This window comes from Clostridium frigidicarnis, assembly GCF_900111985.1.
In the GTDB taxonomy this organism is placed as follows: Bacteria; Bacillota; Clostridia; order Clostridiales; family Clostridiaceae; genus Clostridium_Z; species Clostridium_Z frigidicarnis.
The window spans coordinates 23,421-42,801 of the sequence record NZ_FOKI01000025.1; the positions used below are offsets into that span (position 1 = coordinate 23,421).

Annotated in this window: 15 protein-coding genes, 1 tRNA gene and 1 pseudogene; 14 read left to right on the forward strand and 3 right to left on the reverse strand. The window is 26.7% G+C overall.

All coding sequences use genetic code 11. The annotated features are described in order from the left end of the window. Positions 1 to 35 precede the first annotated feature (35 nt). The 3 genes from BM119_RS13610 (at position 36) to BM119_RS13620 (ending at position 3,296) form a co-directional block, all read left to right on the forward strand. A complete protein-coding gene (locus tag BM119_RS13610) occupies positions 36 to 1,166 on the forward strand; it encodes a glycerate kinase family protein (protein ID WP_090042288.1) in 1,131 nt (376 codons plus the stop codon). A gap of 375 nt (positions 1,167 to 1,541) precedes the next feature. Further along, positions 1,542 to 2,150 carry a hypothetical protein gene (locus BM119_RS13615; protein ID WP_423231008.1) on the forward strand — a complete coding sequence of 203 codons (609 nt, stop codon included), beginning with the start codon at positions 1,542 to 1,544 and terminating at the stop codon, positions 2,148 to 2,150. Between the two features lie 381 nt (positions 2,151 to 2,531). After that, positions 2,532 to 3,296: a MerR family transcriptional regulator gene (locus BM119_RS13620; RefSeq protein ID WP_090042292.1), complete on the forward strand. Its 765-nt coding sequence runs from the start codon at positions 2,532 to 2,534 to the stop codon at positions 3,294 to 3,296. Between the two features lie 174 nt (positions 3,297 to 3,470). Here BM119_RS13620 and BM119_RS13625 read toward each other — a convergent pair whose 3' ends face one another. Then, positions 3,471 to 3,773, reverse strand: coding sequence for a hypothetical protein (locus BM119_RS13625; protein WP_090042293.1), 303 nt, complete (start codon positions 3,771 to 3,773; stop codon positions 3,471 to 3,473). 392 nt (positions 3,774 to 4,165) lie between these two features. Here BM119_RS13625 and BM119_RS13630 point away from each other — a divergent pair, with 392 nt between their 5' ends. From BM119_RS13630 to BM119_RS13645, 4 genes are all read left to right on the forward strand, one after another. Then, positions 4,166 to 5,395 carry a dicarboxylate/amino acid:cation symporter gene (locus BM119_RS13630; protein ID WP_090042295.1) on the forward strand — a complete coding sequence of 410 codons (1,230 nt, stop codon included), beginning with the start codon at positions 4,166 to 4,168 and terminating at the stop codon, positions 5,393 to 5,395. Between the two features lie 387 nt (positions 5,396 to 5,782). Next, positions 5,783 to 9,088: a collagenase gene (locus BM119_RS13635; RefSeq protein WP_090042297.1), complete on the forward strand. Its 3,306-nt coding sequence runs from the start codon at positions 5,783 to 5,785 to the stop codon at positions 9,086 to 9,088. 590 nt (positions 9,089 to 9,678) lie between these two features. Then, entirely contained in the window at positions 9,679 to 10,122 is a 444-nt protein-coding gene (locus BM119_RS13640) for a GNAT family N-acetyltransferase (protein ID WP_090042299.1), read from the forward strand. Positions 10,123 to 10,318: 196 nt separating this feature from the next. Then, positions 10,319 to 10,393, forward strand: a tRNA-Glu gene (locus BM119_RS13645). Between the two features lie 106 nt (positions 10,394 to 10,499). Here the strand turns inward: BM119_RS13645 and BM119_RS20645 are convergent. Beyond that, positions 10,500 to 10,628, reverse strand: a pseudogene (locus tag BM119_RS20645) (tyrosine-type recombinase/integrase); the annotation flags it as partial. Between the two features lie 109 nt (positions 10,629 to 10,737). Further along, on the reverse strand, positions 10,738 to 13,059 hold the full coding sequence (locus BM119_RS13650; RefSeq protein WP_090042301.1) for a cation-translocating P-type ATPase: 2,322 nt from the start codon (positions 13,057 to 13,059) through the stop codon (positions 10,738 to 10,740). Between the two features lie 1,564 nt (positions 13,060 to 14,623). Here BM119_RS13650 and BM119_RS19940 point away from each other — a divergent pair. The 7 genes from BM119_RS19940 (at position 14,624) to BM119_RS13685 (ending at position 19,316) form a co-directional block, all read left to right on the forward strand. Beyond that, the gene (locus BM119_RS19940) at positions 14,624 to 14,761 is read left to right on the forward strand and encodes a hypothetical protein (protein WP_177199426.1); all 138 of its coding nucleotides are present in this window, start codon (positions 14,624 to 14,626) and stop codon (positions 14,759 to 14,761) included. Positions 14,762 to 15,121: 360 nt separating this feature from the next. After that, the gene (locus BM119_RS13660) at positions 15,122 to 15,289 is read left to right on the forward strand and encodes a hypothetical protein (RefSeq protein ID WP_242948432.1); all 168 of its coding nucleotides are present in this window, start codon (positions 15,122 to 15,124) and stop codon (positions 15,287 to 15,289) included. 513 nt (positions 15,290 to 15,802) lie between these two features. After that, complete coding sequence (locus tag BM119_RS19945) at positions 15,803 to 15,955, forward strand: hypothetical protein (RefSeq protein WP_177199427.1); 153 nt, start codon at positions 15,803 to 15,805, stop codon at positions 15,953 to 15,955. 698 nt (positions 15,956 to 16,653) lie between these two features. Then, the gene (locus BM119_RS13670) at positions 16,654 to 16,833 is read left to right on the forward strand and encodes a hypothetical protein (RefSeq protein ID WP_090042302.1); all 180 of its coding nucleotides are present in this window, start codon (positions 16,654 to 16,656) and stop codon (positions 16,831 to 16,833) included. A 333-nt stretch (positions 16,834 to 17,166) separates the two neighbouring features. Continuing rightward, on the forward strand, positions 17,167 to 17,541 hold the full coding sequence (locus BM119_RS13675) for a phage holin family protein (RefSeq protein ID WP_090042303.1): 375 nt from the start codon (positions 17,167 to 17,169) through the stop codon (positions 17,539 to 17,541). A 370-nt stretch (positions 17,542 to 17,911) separates the two neighbouring features. Continuing rightward, on the forward strand, positions 17,912 to 18,754 hold the full coding sequence (locus BM119_RS13680) for a hypothetical protein (RefSeq protein WP_090042304.1): 843 nt from the start codon (positions 17,912 to 17,914) through the stop codon (positions 18,752 to 18,754). Positions 18,755 to 18,758: 4 nt separating this feature from the next. Then, positions 18,759 to 19,316: a hypothetical protein gene (locus tag BM119_RS13685; protein WP_090042305.1), complete on the forward strand. Its 558-nt coding sequence runs from the start codon at positions 18,759 to 18,761 to the stop codon at positions 19,314 to 19,316. Positions 19,317 to 19,381: the final 65 nt, after the last annotated feature.

Consider the following 19,381-nt stretch of genomic DNA (forward strand, 5'->3'; position numbering starts at 1 on the left):
AGTTTTTTTCTTAATTTAAAGTAGAGGTGAAGACAATGAAATTTGTGTTAGCGCCAGATTCTTTTAAAGAAAGTATGACGGCTAAAGAAGTATGTATAGCTATGGAAAAAGGTATAAAGAAGGTTTTTAAAGATGCTGAATGCATACATGTACCAATGGCAGATGGTGGTGAAGGGACTGTTCAGTCTTTAGTAGATGCCACATCAGGAAAATTATATTCAAAAAATGTAACAGCGCCATTAGGAAACATTACTGAAAGTAAGTTTGGAATACTTGGAAGTGGGAATATAGCAGTTATAGAAATGGCAGAAGCAAGTGGATTGCAGTTAGTAGATATAAATAAAAGGAATCCTTTAATTACAACTACATATGGAACGGGTGAATTGATAAAGGAAGCATTAGATAAAGGTGTTAAAAAGATTTTAATAGGGTTAGGTGGAAGTGCTACCAATGATGGTGGAGCAGGAATGCTTCAAGCGTTAGGCGTGAAATTTTTAGATGCTAATAAAGATGAGTTAGCTTTTGGCGGAGGGAATTTAGGGAAACTTGAGAAAATAGATATTAGCAATATGGATAAAAGAATTTTAGATGTAGAGGTGGAAGTGGCTTGTGATGTTAAAAATCCATTAACAGGAGACAATGGAGCAAGCTATATTTTTGCACCACAAAAGGGCGCTACAGAGGAAATGGTAAAATTATTAGATGAAAACTTAAAACATTATGCTGAGGTTATTAAAAGAGAATTTTCGAAAGAAGTAGATAATATAGAAGGCGCAGGGGCTGCAGGGGGACTTGGAGCGGCTTTATTAGGTTTTTGCAATGCGAAACTTATGAAAGGTATAGATATAGTAATTGAATATTCAGGATTAGAAGATAAGTTAAAAGGAGCTCAGTATGTTTTTACTGGTGAAGGAAGTATTGACAATCAAACTAAATTTGGAAAAACTCCAATAGGTGTAGCAAAGGTTGCAAAAAAATATGATATACCAGTGGTTGCTTTAGGTGGAAAGATAGGAAATGATATAGATGAGTTATATGACTTAGGTATAGATTCTATAATAGGTATTTTACCAGGAGTTATAACATTAGAAGAGGCTTTAAAAAATGGAAGTAAAAATATAGAGGTATCAATGGAAAATATAAGTAGAATATTAGCTTTAAATTAATATTAATTATAAGTTTCACTTTATTTTAAGTACATAAATAAAGTATAATGTCATATGGAAGAACTTATTAGAGTAACAAGTTTCAGTTAGTAACAAGTTGCAAGTTGAAATTTAAAAACAAAGTAAATGTTTTTTACTTTGTTCTTGTATAGAAAATTATAGGATTTTTTTAGTGTGAAATGCTAATAAAATCTAAGGCTAGAGAAACTTTTTAAATTGGGAATGAAGGATGAGATCTCCTTAGAAAGCCTGTGAATTTCAACTATAATTTGTAACTTATAATTTTGTTATTTAGACGAACTACATTAAACTTTTAATTCTCAACTTTACGAGAGTGTATAAAAACATAGGAAATAAAGGAGAAAATATATGACGATAGAAAATGATATAAATTTAGAGGATTTAGACGGAAATGAGATACTTCAAGCAATATATGGAAAAGAGTTAAATTGTAAAAAAAACATATTAGAATATATTAGCCTTATAAAGGATTTAAAGAAGTATAATTTAACAGGGGAACAAATGCAAGAAACATACACATTGATTTATAAAAGTATAGATAATATGGCTACAATAGTTAAACCTAATACAATTATGTTTCTTAAAAATGACTTAAAGTCTAATTTAGCAAAGTATGTTAAAGATAGAGATCCTAAGGAACTTAATTACTTTTTTGAGTTTTTTAAGTCAGCATACCCCCCTAAGATGAGAAAAAAAGATTATACATGGACACTAATGGATATTAATAGAATTACTAATGAACAAATTTGGCATACTTTAACTTATATTAATGCATGGTGTTTGGATGGTAATAGACTTAGTGTAGATGAAAAAGAAGATATAATTAAAATGGTAGATATTTTAGTAAAATCAAATAAAGTAAAATATATAAATCAAATAAAGAGTTTAGAAAAGCTTAATAAGGTACTAAAATTAAAGATAATAAGTAAGAATAATAAATTTGAACTTAAGATTATACTTTAATATTTAACTAATCTTATAATAGTGGAATAAGGAAACTTTAGTTAAAAGCATAAAATAATTATAGATACCGTATCATTCATAAAATGGATTATACGGTATTTTCACGTGGTAATTCAAATATAAATTACATATTTAAAATAACCTAAATTATTGCACTGATTAAGTAGATAATCCAAAATAAAATTTAAAACTTATGTTGACTATAACGTAACGTAATAGAGTACCATAAGGTTGTAGGGAAGAATTAAGTGAAAAACTTCATTAGTGACAAGTTAAAAGTGAAAAGTTTAAGTTAAGGTAATTTGCAAGTTAGATTATAATTAATTTGAAAACTTAATGGCATAGGATAGTCATATTAAGGAATACAGAGGGAGAAGTACTATGGAATATAAAATAAAACAAGTTGCAGATATGGTAGGAGTTAGCGTGCGTACACTTCACCATTATGATGATATAGGTCTTTTAAAACCTAAGTCTATAACAACGGCTGGGTATAGACTTTACAATGAACAAGATTTTGAAAGACTTCAACAAATTCTATTCTTTAAGGAGCTTAATTTTACACTACAGGAAATAAAAGAAATTTTGGATAATCCTAATTTTGATAGAAAAAAAGCTTTAAATAATCATAAAAAATTGTTAATTGAAAAAAAGAAAAGACTTGAGAAAATAATAGAGTCAGTTGATAAAACCATAGATTCAATTCAAGGAGGAGTATATATGAATAAGAAAGAAATGTTTCAAGGATTTGATGAAATAGAAATAGATAAAATGAAAAATAAATATGCTAAGGAAGCTAAGGAAAAGTATGGAGATTCTGATGCTTATAAAGAAAGCATTAAAAAGACATCAAAGTATGGTAAGGATGATTGGAATAAAATTAACGAAATGAACAATGAAATATATAGAAAAGTAATAGATAATATGGATAAAGGAATAGATTCAAAAGAAGTTCAGGATGCTGTTGAGGAATTGAGAAATCATATAAGTAGCAACTTCTATAATTGTACACCAGAAATATTTAGAGGGTTAGCACAGTTATATGTTACAGATGAACGTTTTACAAAAAATATTGACAAATTTAAAGATGGATTAGCAAAATTTTTAAGTGAAGCAATGGAGTATTATTGTGATAATTTAGAATAGAATAGGATCATGAAGTAAAAAGATTTAACAAATAAGCACTACCAATGTTTTAAATATTGATAGTGTTTATTTCATCTATGGTAAATTAAATAATAAATTTGTAGAAATTTAATTTTTATGTAAATCTATTATTTCTTGTGTTTATATTGGTGATAAAAATTTTTAAATCTAAGTTTAAAATTTATAGGAATTTGAAACAAATTCAGGTATAAAACTCAAAAATATTCCAATTACAATACCTTGAACAACTCTAAATGTATATTCATGGATAGAAAACATTTCACAAACTCCAATCCAAATAGTACTTACTGATATGCATATAAAAAAGTTTATCAAGAATCTTTTCCAAGGAGTTTTTATTCTAGATTTATTTGCAATCAATTCAGGGATATTAAGTTTTTTGTAGATTGAAAATAACAAAAATAGAGTAAAAGCAAGAGACAAAATCAATATACATATTGATGTGCATTTATTCATTCAAACTTTCCACCTTTTAAGTAAAAATTATATAAATAATTATTGATTTAAACAAATTATCTCATACAAAACAATAATTGTAATATATGGGTTAATTATATACTAAAAAGTAAAAAATATCAAAATATAATGAAAAAAATAGGATATAGTTCATTATGTATATAGTAACTACTATCAATTAATATATATTTTCAAATGCTCATAAAAAGTGTATAATAGATATACTTTTATTAAGTACACTAAAAATTATCTGTATATATTCTTACATTAAAGGTGAAATTTTAAATCTTAAAACAAATATATTTAATAATAAAGTGTTGAATTTATTTTTGAAATACTGATAGTGTAGAAAAAGGTCTAGGTAAAATAAAGAAGGAAGAGGTAAAAGAAAGTTGAATTTTTTAAAGAATTATAAGTCATCTTTGATTCTACTAAGTTGTATTATACTTGGAGGGATTATAGGGTTATTCATGGGAGAAGAGGCTAGGGTTTTTGAACCAATTGGAAATTTATTTCTAAATTTAATTTTTACATTATTAGTTCCAATAGTTTTCTTTAGTATTTCTTCAGCTATTGCTAATATTAGTAGTTCTAAAAAATTAGGAAAAATTTTAGGCGTTACTATAATAGTTTTTGCAATTACGGTAGTTATTGCAGGAGTTATAGGGGTTACAAGTTTTAAGATGTTTAATCCAACAGAGGGATTAGATTCTTCTGTTATTCAGGGAATAATGAATAATGAAGAGGTTCCTAAAAGTGAAACTATTAGTATTGCAGACAGAATAGTATCGAGCTTAACAGTAAGCGATTTTTCACAATTATTATCAAGAAGTAATTTACTTGCATTGATAGTATTTTCCATGCTCCTTGGATTTGGAACTATGCTTGCAAAAGAAGAGGGAAAGCCATTTATTGCTTTTCTAAATAGTGGAGCAGCTGTAACCATGAAGATGATGGGGATAATTATGAAGATTGCTCCAATAGGGCTTGGTGCATATTTTGCTAATGTTGTAGGGCAATTAGGAAGTAAAATATTACAAGGATATGCAAAAGTGTTCTTTTTGTACTTGGGAGTTACGGTTATATACTATTTTGGATTTTTCACATTATATGCATATGTAGCGGGTAAAAAACAAGGTGTTAGAACGTTTTGGAAAAATGCCACAGAACCTACAGTTACAGCTCTTGCCACTTGTTCAAGTGCTGCATGTATTCCAGTGAACATTGAGGCAGCAAAGAGAATGGGGGTATCAGATACATTAGCAAATATAGTTATGCCACTAGGACTTAATATACATAAAGATGGATCTGTTATAGGGGGCATATTTAAGATAATGTTCTTATTTGGTATATTTGGTAGAGAAATGAATAGTATAAGTACATTAGCAACTATTTTATGTGTAGGATTATTAATTGGTGCTGTAGTTGGAGCCATTCCAGGAGGAGGAGCAATTGGAGAAATGCTTATATTAAGTATTTTTGGGTTTCCACCAGAGGGGTTAGCTATAATGCTTGTTATTGCAACTATTATTGATGCACCAGCAACATTAATAAATTCAGCAGGAAATACAGTGTGCACTATGATTATTTCAAGATTTACAGAAGATAAAAATGCAATATAACTTTTTCATATTAATGAATAATAAATAGGATACTTTCAAATAGAGTTAAATAAGAGGTTAAGGATATTTTATATCTTTAACCTCTTTAATTTTACATGAAAAATTAAATTGTCCTTAAATTCCTAGAATTAGTAGCTATATAAACAATAAGTTTAATGATAATTTTATTTGAAATAAATTTTATATTTAAATATTATGATTTTTCAAAGAAAATATATTTACAAATTGTTATATAATATGTAATATAGTAATATAAAGTAAATATTGGAAAGAGTTATTTTGAGAAGTGATAAATTTCAATTAAAGTATTTTAAAGAGAATATTACATATTATGCAAGGTTAGACATGGTATAAAACCATAAACAAAATTAAATTGGGGGTAAAAAAATGAAAAGGACTTGGATAAAATTAATTAGTAGTTTAATGGCGGCTGTATTTTTAAGCTCATCTGCAGGTGTTGTTACTAGAGCAATAGAATTAGAGCCAAAGGATTCGGTATATGAAACTATAAATTCAAAGGAACTAAATTATAATGATAGTCAGTTTAAGAAAGTTAAAGGAATTGACAAATCTAATACTGAGGATTTTCTTCATGTTAAGACATTAGAAGAAGGTAAAAATGATTCACCGCAACCTGCTAAATATAAAGTTGCAACTGAAGAAAATATAGATAAAACATACACTATGGCGGACTTAAATGAATTATCATATAGTGATATGATACAGGTTATATCTACTATTCAGTGGAATGATATTAAGGATTTATTTCAGTACAATGATGATGCACAAAAATTTTACAGTGATTCTAATCGTATTCAGTATATAATAGATTCCTTAAAAGAAAGAGGAGAAACTTTTACAGCTAACGATAATAAAGGAATCCCAACAATAATAGAAGTTTTAAGATCAGGATTTTATTTATCATTTTATAATGATGGGTTAAAACAAATTAACAATAGACAGTATCATGATAAATGTATACCAGCAATAATAGCAATACAAGAAAACCCTAACTTTAAATTAGGAACAGCAACTCAAGATGATTTAATAGCATCAGTAGGAGTATTAATTAACAATGCTAGTTGTAATCCTGAGGTTGTAAATAATTTTGTTCCAATTCTAAAGCAATATGAAAATAATATAGATTCATTTACAAAAGATCCTGGAAAAGGAAAAGCAATATACAATATCATAGATGGAGTCCAATATGATATAAATGGCTATGTTTATGAAACTGGAAATGGAACTGATTATAGTAAAACTTTATGGAACAATAAAATAGATGATTTTTTAAATATTATGTCTCAATGGGCATTAATGGGAAACGTAAATGGAGATAATGAATGGCTAATAAATAATTGTATATTCTATATGGCGAAAATAGGAAAAGTACACAGCAATAATAGTGAAGGACAAAGAGTATTAACAGAGGCTATGAAGACATACGAATATCTTGGAGAACAATACTTGCAATCAGCATTTTCATTAAGTGATTATTATGATGGCAAAGATTATGATGGACATTCAATTGATATAGCAAATGTAAAAAGTGAAGCAACCCATAAGTACTTATCAAAAGAATACAAGTTTGATGATGGTAAAGTAGTTATTAAGGCAGGGGATAAGGTTGCAGAGGAGAAAATAAAGAAAGTTTATTGGGCATCAAAAGAAGTACAAGCTCAATTTTTTAGAAATTTAGGAAGTGATAAGGCGTTAGAAGAAGGGAATGCTGATGACGTATTAACAATGGTTATATATAATAGCCCTAAAGAATATCAGGTTAATAGATTGTTAAATGGTTTAGATGTAAATAATGGTGGTATGTATATAGAAGGAAGTGGAACTTTCTATACTTATGAAAGAACTACTGATGAAAGCATATACACATTAGAAGAGTTATTTAGACATGAGTTTACTCATTACCTACAAGGAAGATATTTAGTTCCAGGAATGTGGGGAAGTGGAGAAATATATAATAACAGTAGATTAACTTGGTTTGAGGAAGGTGGAGCAGAATTTTTTGCAGGAGCAACTAGAACAGAAGGAATATTACCAAGGAAATCTGTTGTTAGCAACATTGAAAGAAGAGATGAGCAATCTTGGTATACACCAACCCAAACAATGCATTCTCAATATGGTGGATTTGAGTTTTATCACTACGGTTTTGCATTACAAAGTTACATGTATAATAAAGATGAAACAAAGCTATATAGTTTAATGGATGCCATAAAAAATAATGATGTATCAAAATATGATGAGTTAATAAAATCATATAGTGAAGATAAAAATTTAGAGAATAATTATAAAGAATATTTAAGAGAATTAGTTAAAAATTATGGTGATTTAACAACACCTCTAGTATCAGATGATTATTTGGTTAATCATCCAAATAAAAATGCAGAAGAGGTTTATAATGATATAACATCAGTGGCATCTTTACAAGATGTAAAGACAGAAATTAATAACTCTCAATTTTTCAAATCATTCAAATTAAATGGTAAGTTTAATGGTGGAAAGAGCCAAGGTAAACTTAATGATATGAAGAATATGGACAAGAACTTAAATGAATTTTTAAATACCCTAAATGGATATTCATGGAGTGGATATAAAACAGTTACAGCATATATGGTTGATTATAATGTGGATAATGATAACAATGTTACATGGACATTAGTATTCAATGGTATGTTAAATGGTGATGGGTCAGAAACAACTAACAAGAAACCAGTTAGTAGTGTAAATGGACCATATAGTGGAAAAATTGATGAAAATATTAATTTTACAAGTAAAGGTTCTTATGATCAAGATGGAACTATAACAGAATATTTATGGGATTTTGGAGATGGAAACACAAGCAAGGAAGAGAATCCTGTTCATAAATATAATAAAGAAGGGTTATACACAGTAAAATTAACAGTTAAAGACAATAAGGGTGATACTGATACAACGGAAACAAAAGCAAAAGTAGAAAAAGAAATTGTGAATCCAGATACTCAATATGAATCTGAACCTAATGATTCATTTGATAATGCCAATATATATACAAAAGCAAATGTATTAATGGTAGGTTCTTTAACAGAGGGAGATCAAGACATATATTGTTTTGATGTAGTTGAAGATGGCAAGGTTGATATCAATTTACTAAACTATAATGATATAGGAGTAAACTGGCTTGTATACGCTGAAAATGATAAAGATAATTATATAGCATATCCAACTACAAGTGGAACAGAATTAAGTGGAAGTTTTGATGCTAAAAAAGGTAAATATTATTTAGCAGTTTATAAGTATGAAAATGAAACAGCACCTTATGCATTTAAAATTAACGGTAACATTGGAACTAAAGACAACGTAATTAATGAAAAAGAAGATAATAATGGATTTGATGTAGCAAATTATATAGAAGATAATACTACAATCAATGGAACATTAGATAGTAATGATAACCATGATATTTATTACTTTGATGTAGATAATGAAAAAGAGATAGAAATAAATCTTGAAAATAAGAGTAATAACTTAGGTGCAGCATGGTGCTTATATAAAGATGGTGACTTTGACAACTACATTTCATATCCAAAACATAGTGAGGGAAATAGTTTATGGACTAAAGTAACTCTAAGTCCAGGAAGATATTATGTAGATGTTTATAGATATAATGGTGAAGGTGGATACACTTTGTCACTTAAATAAGGCACATTGAAAAAATAACAGGTTAGTACAATATAATTATATATAATATCCCTAAATAGAAAAGAAGGTTTAGTAAGTTAAACTTCTTTTCTATTTAGTATTTTTTTGTGTAATATAATTATACTAATTAAAATTATTAATTTTAAGAATTCAAGCTAAAGTTCATATAATTTCTTTAAGTAATTAGAAATGATTATAATCAAATAAAAACTTGAATATTAGAAGGGTAGAAATTAGATTAAGTGATTTTTAGAAAATGGGTACATTATGGTACTTAGTCATTAAAAGAAACTAATCTAAAACTTGGAAAATTAAATTTAATAGATGAAAGTGAATCTCTTGAATTTAGTTTTATTGATATTGAGAATTTACCGGAAAATATGGTAAAGAGTCATAGAAAAATGATAAATAAATTTTTGGAAATATATAAAGAAGAATAAATAATAATCAGCACATAGGTTTTGAGTGTGAAACAAAAACCATTAAAAACCATTGATAATTTATAATTTAATATATATTATATTTAGTAATAGATAAGATAAACTTATTAAAGATGGTTAGATATTGAAGTGTACAAAGGAGATGTGAAAATGGAATTAAAAATAAAAAAATTTAAAGAGTTAAACATTGAAGAACTGTATCAAATATTAAAGGCTAGAAATGAAGTTTTTATAGTAGAACAAGAGTGCCCGTATTTGGATTGTGATGATAAAGATAAAAATTCATATCATATGTTTTTTATGGAGGATGATAAATTAGCTTCATATGTAAGAATACTAGGAAAAGGCATATCCTTTGAGCAGGTGTCAATAGGAAGAGTATTGGTTAACAAGGACTATAGAGGAAGTGGAATTGCAAGAAAGATAATGATAGAGGCAATAAAATTTATAGAAAATAATATGAATGAAAAAGAAATTAAGATTTCAGCTCAAGAATACTTAAAGGATTTTTACAAAGGGTTAGGATTTAAAGAAGTTTCAGAAGTATATTTAGAGGATGAAATTCCACATAGAGATATGATTTATATTAAATAACTCTCCATTTTCAATTCTCAGCTTTTATAAGAGCGGCAAGTAATAAGTGGATAATCAAATATTATATGAATACAAAGGTGAATATATAGAGAGTACTATTTGTGAAATCTATAAGTGGATGGAAGTTCATTGAAAAATTAAAAAAAACTTTCAATTGTGTTAAGTTCGTATTATAATAAGAACATATTGAACACGAGGCCCGTTGGTCAAGAGGTCAAGACACCACCCTCTCACGGTGGAATCAGGGGTTCGATTCCCCTACGGGCTACCATATTATAAGAAGTACTGTGAACGCTAATGTTTACAGTGCTTTTTTGTTTGGAATAAACTTTCGGAATTTATATTTTTCCACATTAGAAATGCGTAAATATAGATTGTTATAGGAATAAGTCATTTAATTTTTCAGTAGCAGAAGTTTTTTGAGTAGGCATTACATGGGGATATATATCAGTAGTAGTTGAAATATCAAAATGCCCTAGGAGTTCCTGTACTGTTTTTAATGGTATATGTGTGTATAAGTCATGGGATTTTTATGTTTTATAGAGACTGTGAGTAGATTTATTTTTACACAAACCTACTCACAGTCTCTACAGTTCTTTATTTATTAATATTTAATTAACTCTCATATTTTTTAAATATAAAATTCTTTATTAAAATCAATACTGTACCTAAAACGGATGTTATTAAGAATATAATTAATTCTTGCATTCCTAAACTGCTTAAATGTAATAGTTCTTTGAATAAAAATGCTGCTGCAAAAAAACCTACAGCAGTTGTACTACATAAGAATACACGCATTTTATTAAATGGTCTACATACTCTTATCACTGCTAAAATACTAGTAAATCCAATCACATAATACATAATTGTAGTCATATTCTCTACTGAGATATTTAAAGCTGGTGCTGTCAAGTATAGTGTTATAATATTAATTATTATAACTAAAGAATATGGCAATGCATTCTTTAGTACACTTTTCAAGAAAGATTCCTTTATTTGTTTACCATTTGGCTCAAAGGATATAAAGAATGATGTATATCCTTCAATTGCAAGATCTATTAATGTAATTTGTATTGGTATAAATGGGAATGCTGTATAAGTTATAATATTTAATATTGATAGCATTACTGAATACAATGTTTTTATAAAGAATATTCTAGCAACATTTGTAACATTATTTACAACCCTCCTTCCCTCCATTAAAACATCTTTTAGCACACTAAAATCTGAATTTAAAAGTACAATTTGTGAAACTTGTTTTGCTACATCACTTGCTTCGGGAAGTGTTATACTACAATCAGCTTGTCTTAATGCGATAACATCATTTACTCCATCTCCTGTCATTGCAACAGTATGTCCTTTTGATTGTAGTGCTTGCACTATTAAACTCTTTTGATTGGGTGATACCCTTGCAAATATACTATATTCATCTACTAAATCTATTATTTCCTCATCATTTTCTATTTTAGATAGATCTATATAAGATTCATAATCCTCTAACCCTGCTTGTTTAGATATGCTTGAAACTGTTAATGGATTATCTCCTGAAATTATTTTTACCATAACACCTTCATTTTTAAAGAAACCTAACATTTCTTTTGCATTTTTTCTTAATGGATCTGATAATTCTATTGTTGCTACAATTTCTAGGCTTGGAAGTATACCTTCCTCTACTATGTCTTTAGAGAAACCTAAAAGTAAAACTCTTTTACCTGATTTCTGTAGTTCCATCTTTTCTTCTGGCATTATAAAATTACTTTTATCCATTAATTTCTCTGGTGCACCAACAACTATAGATCCTATACCTTTAAAAGTAATTGAACTCCACTTTCTTTCAGAGGAGAATGTTGTTTTATCTACTACCTCATACCTATCCTTTTCTTGGAAATATTCTTTTAACGCTTCAAATGTAGCATTGTTATCTCCCATTTCAGCAACAAAGGCACTTAATGCTTTATCTACTGAAATTGGCATAATTTTATTATTAAAGATATCTACATTTGAAACTTGCATCTTACCTTCTGTAATAGTACCAGTTTTATCAAGACATAGGGTATCTACATGTGCTAAAGTTTCAACACTATATAAATCTTGAACTAATACTTTTTTCTTTGCAAGTTTTATTACTCCGGTTGCAAGAGAAATACTAATTAATAATACTAATCCCTTTGGTAGCATTCCAAGTAATGCTGCTGATGTTGATATTACAGAACTTTTTAGCAACTCTCCTCTAAAAAAGAATGCTTGAAGAAATAGCAATATGCCAACTGGTATTATTATAAAACTTGTAATGTTTGTAACTTTTTTCATGGAATTTAATAATTCTGAATTGACCTTTTTATGTTTTTTACTTTTTTGAGCAATCTGTGCTGCAAAATTATCTTTACCTACCTTCTCAACTTTTGCATAACATTTTCCACTAACAACATAACTTCCAGAAAACAATTTATCTTCAGGTCTCTTTACTATGGTATCTGATTCTCCAGTAAGTAGAGATTCATTTACCTCTACTTTTCCATCTAAAACAACTGAATCTGAACAAATTTGATTTCCCATGTTAAGTATAGTAATATCATCTAAAACTAGTTCATCAATATTTATCTTAATCTCTTTTCCGTTTCTTATTACATCAACTTTTGATACTGTTAGTACAGATAATTTAGATACCATATTTTTGGCATGTATCTCTTGAAAAGTTCCAATACATACATTTAGTATAATTATTAGCATAAATACTAAGTTAGAGTATGCTCCAACAATTGTTAAAGCAATAGCAATTAGAAAGTTATATAAGTTAAATAGGGTAAATATGTTGTCTGAAATAATCTCCCAGTTTGATTTTATATTTTTTTCTTCCAGAATATTAACTTCACCTTTTTTTTTTCTTTCTATGACTTCTTTTTCTGTTAATCCTAGAATAGTTTTTTGTTTTTCCACGGCTAAATACACCTCACTCTAATTGCTGCGACCGTTGCGTTAAAAATAATAAAAAGTGATGTATTTATACATTACTTCATGTTATTTGTTCATTATAGGTTAGACATGTAAAATAAGAATGTATATTTTACTAATAAAGTATGAATCATTGATAAACATGCATAGATTCTACATATTTTAGCATTTAAATTAGAATAACATAGAGGAAATTAATGGATTTAAAGTTGAAAAATATTCCATAATTTTAAAATTAGAATGTAATAGAAGAAATAAACGAAGGTTGGTCGAAGGATAAGAAGTATTAAATTCAAGACAAATTAGGAAATGAGTTACTACTTAGAATTACTAATATTGAAATGTTTGATACGAAAAAGAAGAAATTTGAAATAATTCAAAAATTTAATAATGTGAATTATTTAAATATACAATTACACAAGTAATACTTTGTGTTTTGCTTATATATTTACTGTTACATGTATTTAAGGAAAATAGTAAAATAGAGGAGATTATCAAATTGTTCTTAACAAGTTTACAGATAAAGTTAATATTGTAGAAGCAGTAAAGAGTATGAAGAAAAAAATTCTTTATGCATTTCATTTCTGCTTTTTTCTAGTTTTAATAGAATCGTTCTTTAAAAATAATTCTACTCAAAGTTATTAAATTATTTTTAGCAGCAACATCTATTACAACATCTACACATATCGGTCACTTCACATTTTTTGTATACTTTACTATAGGCTCAATTATATGTTTGTGTTACTTAATTTATCATATAAAGATAAATTTGTATAAATTATTTTGATATAGAGGCAATATATTGCCATATAATCTTTAGATTTCATATAAATTCATTTTAATTCAAAAATAACATCTTAATTTATAAAAGTAGTCTAGAAATTTGTTCCTTAAAACTGAGTTTTTTATTTATGCAAAATAAAAGAACTAATCAAGTTAATTAGAATTAATTGATTAGTTCACTTTATTTGTTAAAAGAGAGATAGTACGTTAAGCTAAAGATCATTAAATACTACATTTATTCTTTATAATCAACATGGAAAATATAGATACAACTAATAAAATATAAATTGAATCTTTAGTCCTATTATTAAATATAAAGTATCAATTAAATATAGAATATATGGATGGTAGAAATAAATTGTTTCATAGTTAATATCTTTGTAGAATAATAATTCTATAGTTATATAAGATAATTATATAACATATTCTTTAGGCAACTATACTTAAAATTATTAAATTATCTTTAGAAACACCTGTTACAATTTCTATTGCAGCACCTATTACAACATCTGTTACAGCGTCTATTACAACCTCTATTACAACCTCCATTGCAACAACAACCTAAAATTATAAGGGGCCAAAATCCACACCACATACTAATCACCTCACATCTTTTGTATACTTTACTATATGCTCAATTATATGTTTATGTTACTTAATTTATCATATAAAGATAAATTTATATTAATTTATCATATAAAGATAAATTTATATTAATTTATATTGGGAAAAAGTAATATATTGTAATATAATCTTTAGATTTTACATGATTTCATTTAAATATAAAAAAGATAATAACAAAACAGTTTATGGAGAGATGGAGTGCCTTATTCTTTTATTTGTAATGACTATTATCTTGATTACATTCAGCCTTAATGGAAGTTTTGCAAATATTACAGAATAGTAGAATATTATGCAATATACAGTTATAATATTGAAGATTTATTAAATAAAGAGGGAATACAATCCATTAGGTTAGATGCTTTTTCTATAAATCCATATGTTTTAAAAATATATGAAATACTTGGGTACCAAAAGGTTGGGTAAACAAACTGGAGAGAAGGATTGTTTTATTTACTTGAGAAGAAGCTATAGAAAATTATGAACCTAATCTTTATTTAATTAATACTCATTCTTCTTATAAAACGACGTTAAAATACAATCATTATTCTTTGAAAACTAGATGATAGGGTATTAAACAAAATATATAGCTACTCTTGGTAAAAAGGATAAGGTGAATGCAAATAATTCACTTACTAATAATTTGGTTGAAATTAATTCCAAAGATGGTTCAGCAAAAACATTTATAGTAACCTTTAGCCAAGATGTTCCTAAAGGAGAAGAGTATAAATTAATAATTTGTTATGTAACAGTTGAAGGAGCTCCTCATTATAGTGGAGATAATGGAATGGCTACATTTGTTGGAAAATAAAAGATAAGTACATCTTTAAAAAGTAAACTAAACATTAGATTTAATTATGTGAAATGCTCATTATAATACCGTATTATTCAATTGAATTTTACGGTATTTTTACGTCACAATTCTACTTGAATTTGAGATAGGGCAACGTTCTTTGAAAATTAAATAGTATGGTATAAGAGAAGGGAGATAATTTGTTTCTAATATTTAGATTCTGTACATTGATTAGAAAAATCATTAAGTTTGTTTGAGATTGTTTCATGAGCTCCAATAAGATGACGAAGATTTTGTAATTCTAATTCATTTAATTTTGACATAAAAATTACCTCCAATTTATATTCTAATAGCATTATTAGTGCTAGTATTTAAAATTATTTTATATAAGTCTTAAAAGAATATATTAGTTATTGAAAGATGAATTTTTAGAATTATTATTAGACATAAAGTTTTAAAAATTGTATAAGATAAATATATTAGAATAAATGTGTTTAAGAACAAACGAAGAAAGGATGGGAGGAAAACCTTATGATTAGTAAAGAACAGTTTGTAAGTGACATGGTTGACCTTCAGGCTAAAAAGAGAATGAAAAAAGAAAATGAAATATTTGCATATTACAGGCAATCGCATGTAGCTAAAAAAAGAAAATATAATGTTAAGTATGGGGGATATAGATGGTAAATATCAATTGTTTTATAGAAAATGGAAAGATAGCCTTATAAAATAATAAGGCTATCTTTATTACAAAACAACTACATAGTATATAATTTAAACACTTCTACTCAAAGTTATTAAATTATCTTTAGCAACGTCTATTACAGCCTCTAGTACAAAAACATCCACTCAAGAATAAGACCCCACCATCCACACATACTAATCATCTCACATCTTTTGTATACTTTACTATATGCTCAATTATATGTTTATGTTACTTAATTTATCATATAAAGATAAATTTATATGAATTATTTTGATATAAAAGTACATTTTGTCATACAATGTTTAAATTTAATATAAATTCATTTTAATACAAAAATAACAACGAAATAGCTTATTAAAAGATTAGTAGGTTTCACAATACTTATCAATATCGATTTATTTCAAGATGGGTGATTTATATTTATATTAACTATATGGTCAATAATCATAGATGTTAACCACTCAAAATTTCAGTTTATATAGACAGCTTAAGAGAAATTTAGTCTGTCTTATTTATATGGTTGTACTTTGAACAAAGCACAACTAAATAAGCTATAAATAAAGATTAATAATGTTTTAAAATAGTAACATAATTACAAATATTAAATATAATGTAAATATAAGATGCAATCTTGAATATTTTAAAGGGAGCACAAAATACCGAGAGGAGATGTATATTTATGGATAATGAGGAGTATAGAGAGTATGAAAAGGAGTATGAAGAAGATAATTGTGTAGAAGAGGGTAAAGATTATCTAATTCCCAAAGTAAAAGATGAGTGTGGTGAAATAAAAATATATACTAAATATGTTCATATTCATGTAAATTGTAAACAGTGTGGAGTTTTGAAAAAAAAATAGATAAAACTTAATATTAAATAGCTATCAACATATCATCAGAACATGTTGTAGTCATTTGTCTTTAATATTAATTAATTTAAAGGGGCTGTCTCACATAAAAAGTGAGCCAGCTCACTTTTTTGCATAAAATTGGAGAAGAACTCATTATGAACATAATTAATGGACAGTTCAAGAGCTAAATGAATTTCAAAGAGATGAAAAGGGTGGCATGTATTGTATATTACTACTACATCAAGTAGTAATAAATATGTCTTTTTTATTTACTATTATATTTCTAAATTATATGGGCATACTAAATGTGTGATAATAAAAATTTATAAGGGAGGAATTTCAATGGGACATAATAAAGAACATGAAGAAAAACATACAAGTAGTAATAGTTTTTTAGGTTGGGTAGTAAGATTAATATTGGTTGCAGTTGTTTTAGGCATAACATCATTTTTTACACCAGGGTTTAGTATTAATGGATTATGGTCATTTTTATTAGCTGCCGTTATAATAACTGCATTAGATTATTTAGCAGAGGCAATTATGGGAGTTGATGCATCTCCTATAGGAAAAGGTGTAAAAGGATTTGTTATTGCTGCTGTAATAATATATTTAACACAATTTTTAGTTCCACATATGAGCGTATCTATAATAGGAGCATTATTAGCAGCTGTAGTTATTGGAATATTAGATGCAATATTACCAGGAAGAGTAATGTAAAAATAGTATTGCATTGTTGAAAATTTTAAATTTTATTTAAATGCATTGTAAAATGAATAGTGTGGCAAAAAAAAGTGAATGTTATATTAATTCACTTTTTTTGTTGTACTTAAAAGATATATTAGAATTTCTAACAATTAATACTTAGAACTAAACTTTATAAGTTAGATTATAAGAATTGTAAAAGTCTATTTTTCTAAAGAATCAACGTATTCTTTATCCTCTTTTAATCTGATCCCAGTAACTATTCTAAAATTTTTTATTCATCATTAAGAAGATCTCTTAAATCATCATTTATGAATACCTCAGGAACTCCCAGTGTATGGTATAATTTTATTATAATATGAATCATTAATAAAGGAGGAGTAATATGGTTATAAAGAAAAAAAATGTTATACATGCAATAATTCTTATATTTATTACTTGGTGTGGAAATATAATTTATTATGTTAATACTGAAATTGATAAACCATTATTTTTAAAAAATTATAAGGAAGTTTCAGATAATGGTATGTTTCAACTATATAATATAGACAATAGTTACAAAAGCAATGAAATGCTATATGTCATATTTCCAGAAATACAGAGTAAACCAGCATACATTACCAATAATGAAAATTTTTCTAATAATCATTATAGATTAAATAATTTTAATATAGATTTGAGAAACATAAAGACTCAAAACAATGAGATGTTATACGATGAGTTGAAAGACAAGAGCTTTGTTATTACAAAAATGATTTATGGAGATATCTATGGAGAAGAGCATGAAGTAGATTTAGGTGAAATTCACCTATTAAAAAGAAAGGAAGAGAAAAAGCATCAATATGATTTATATAAAAGAGTAGGGACTCAAAGCACAAGTGACAAGAAGAGAGGAGTACTTTTTAGAGCATGGGATAATATAAGTATAGATAAAGTTGAAAGTAATTTTTATGACCAAATAAAAAACAAATTTGAAATATCTATAAATAATGTTCCTTTAGATGAAATAAAAGTTCCTTTAAAAATAAATAGGTATGATGATATATATGTAGAAAGTACTGATAACACAAATGAAACACATGATTATTCTTTTGAAATTAAATTAAATATATCTGACCCTGAAGGTTCAATGGATTGTATTAAGTTTAATGTTGGAAATCAAATATTATATAAGGACAAGATACTTAGTAGTAAATTTATAAAACAGTTAAAAAATGAAGGGGTATAGATTAATGGATAAAGGATATAAGAGCTTATTTTGGGGGTTAATTATAATAATTATAAATATTAAATTTGGGAATATATATATCTTCACTGGATTTATAGGATATATTTTTATATATTTTGGATTGAAAGAACTAAGTAAATATGAACCGTCATTTGAATTAGGAAAAAAGTTTACTAATTTAATGCTTATAGTATGCATTATAAATCCATTTTTAAGATACGTTAATGCAAATTTAGAGCAAATAACCCCACAAAACATATGGAGATTTGTGGTTTTAAATACATTAAGTATAGTACATGTGATCATATATTATTATATATGTAAGGGTGTATATATCCAGGCAGAGAGAAGAGAAGTTGACAAAATCAAAAAGAAAGCAATCTTAACCTGGAACTTTAAGTTATATACATCTATAGCATCATATATATCTACGGCTTTTTGGATTAACTTAGGGGAAAAAATTTCAATACTTCAATTTGTAATATATTTCTTTAACTTTTTAGCAAATGTACAGATCATTATATTGGTTAGAAATGCTTCAAGGGATATAAGAGAAGCTTAAATTTATTTTAAGATTAATTTACTAGAGTATATTATATAAACAATGGTATAATATATTTCACTTAA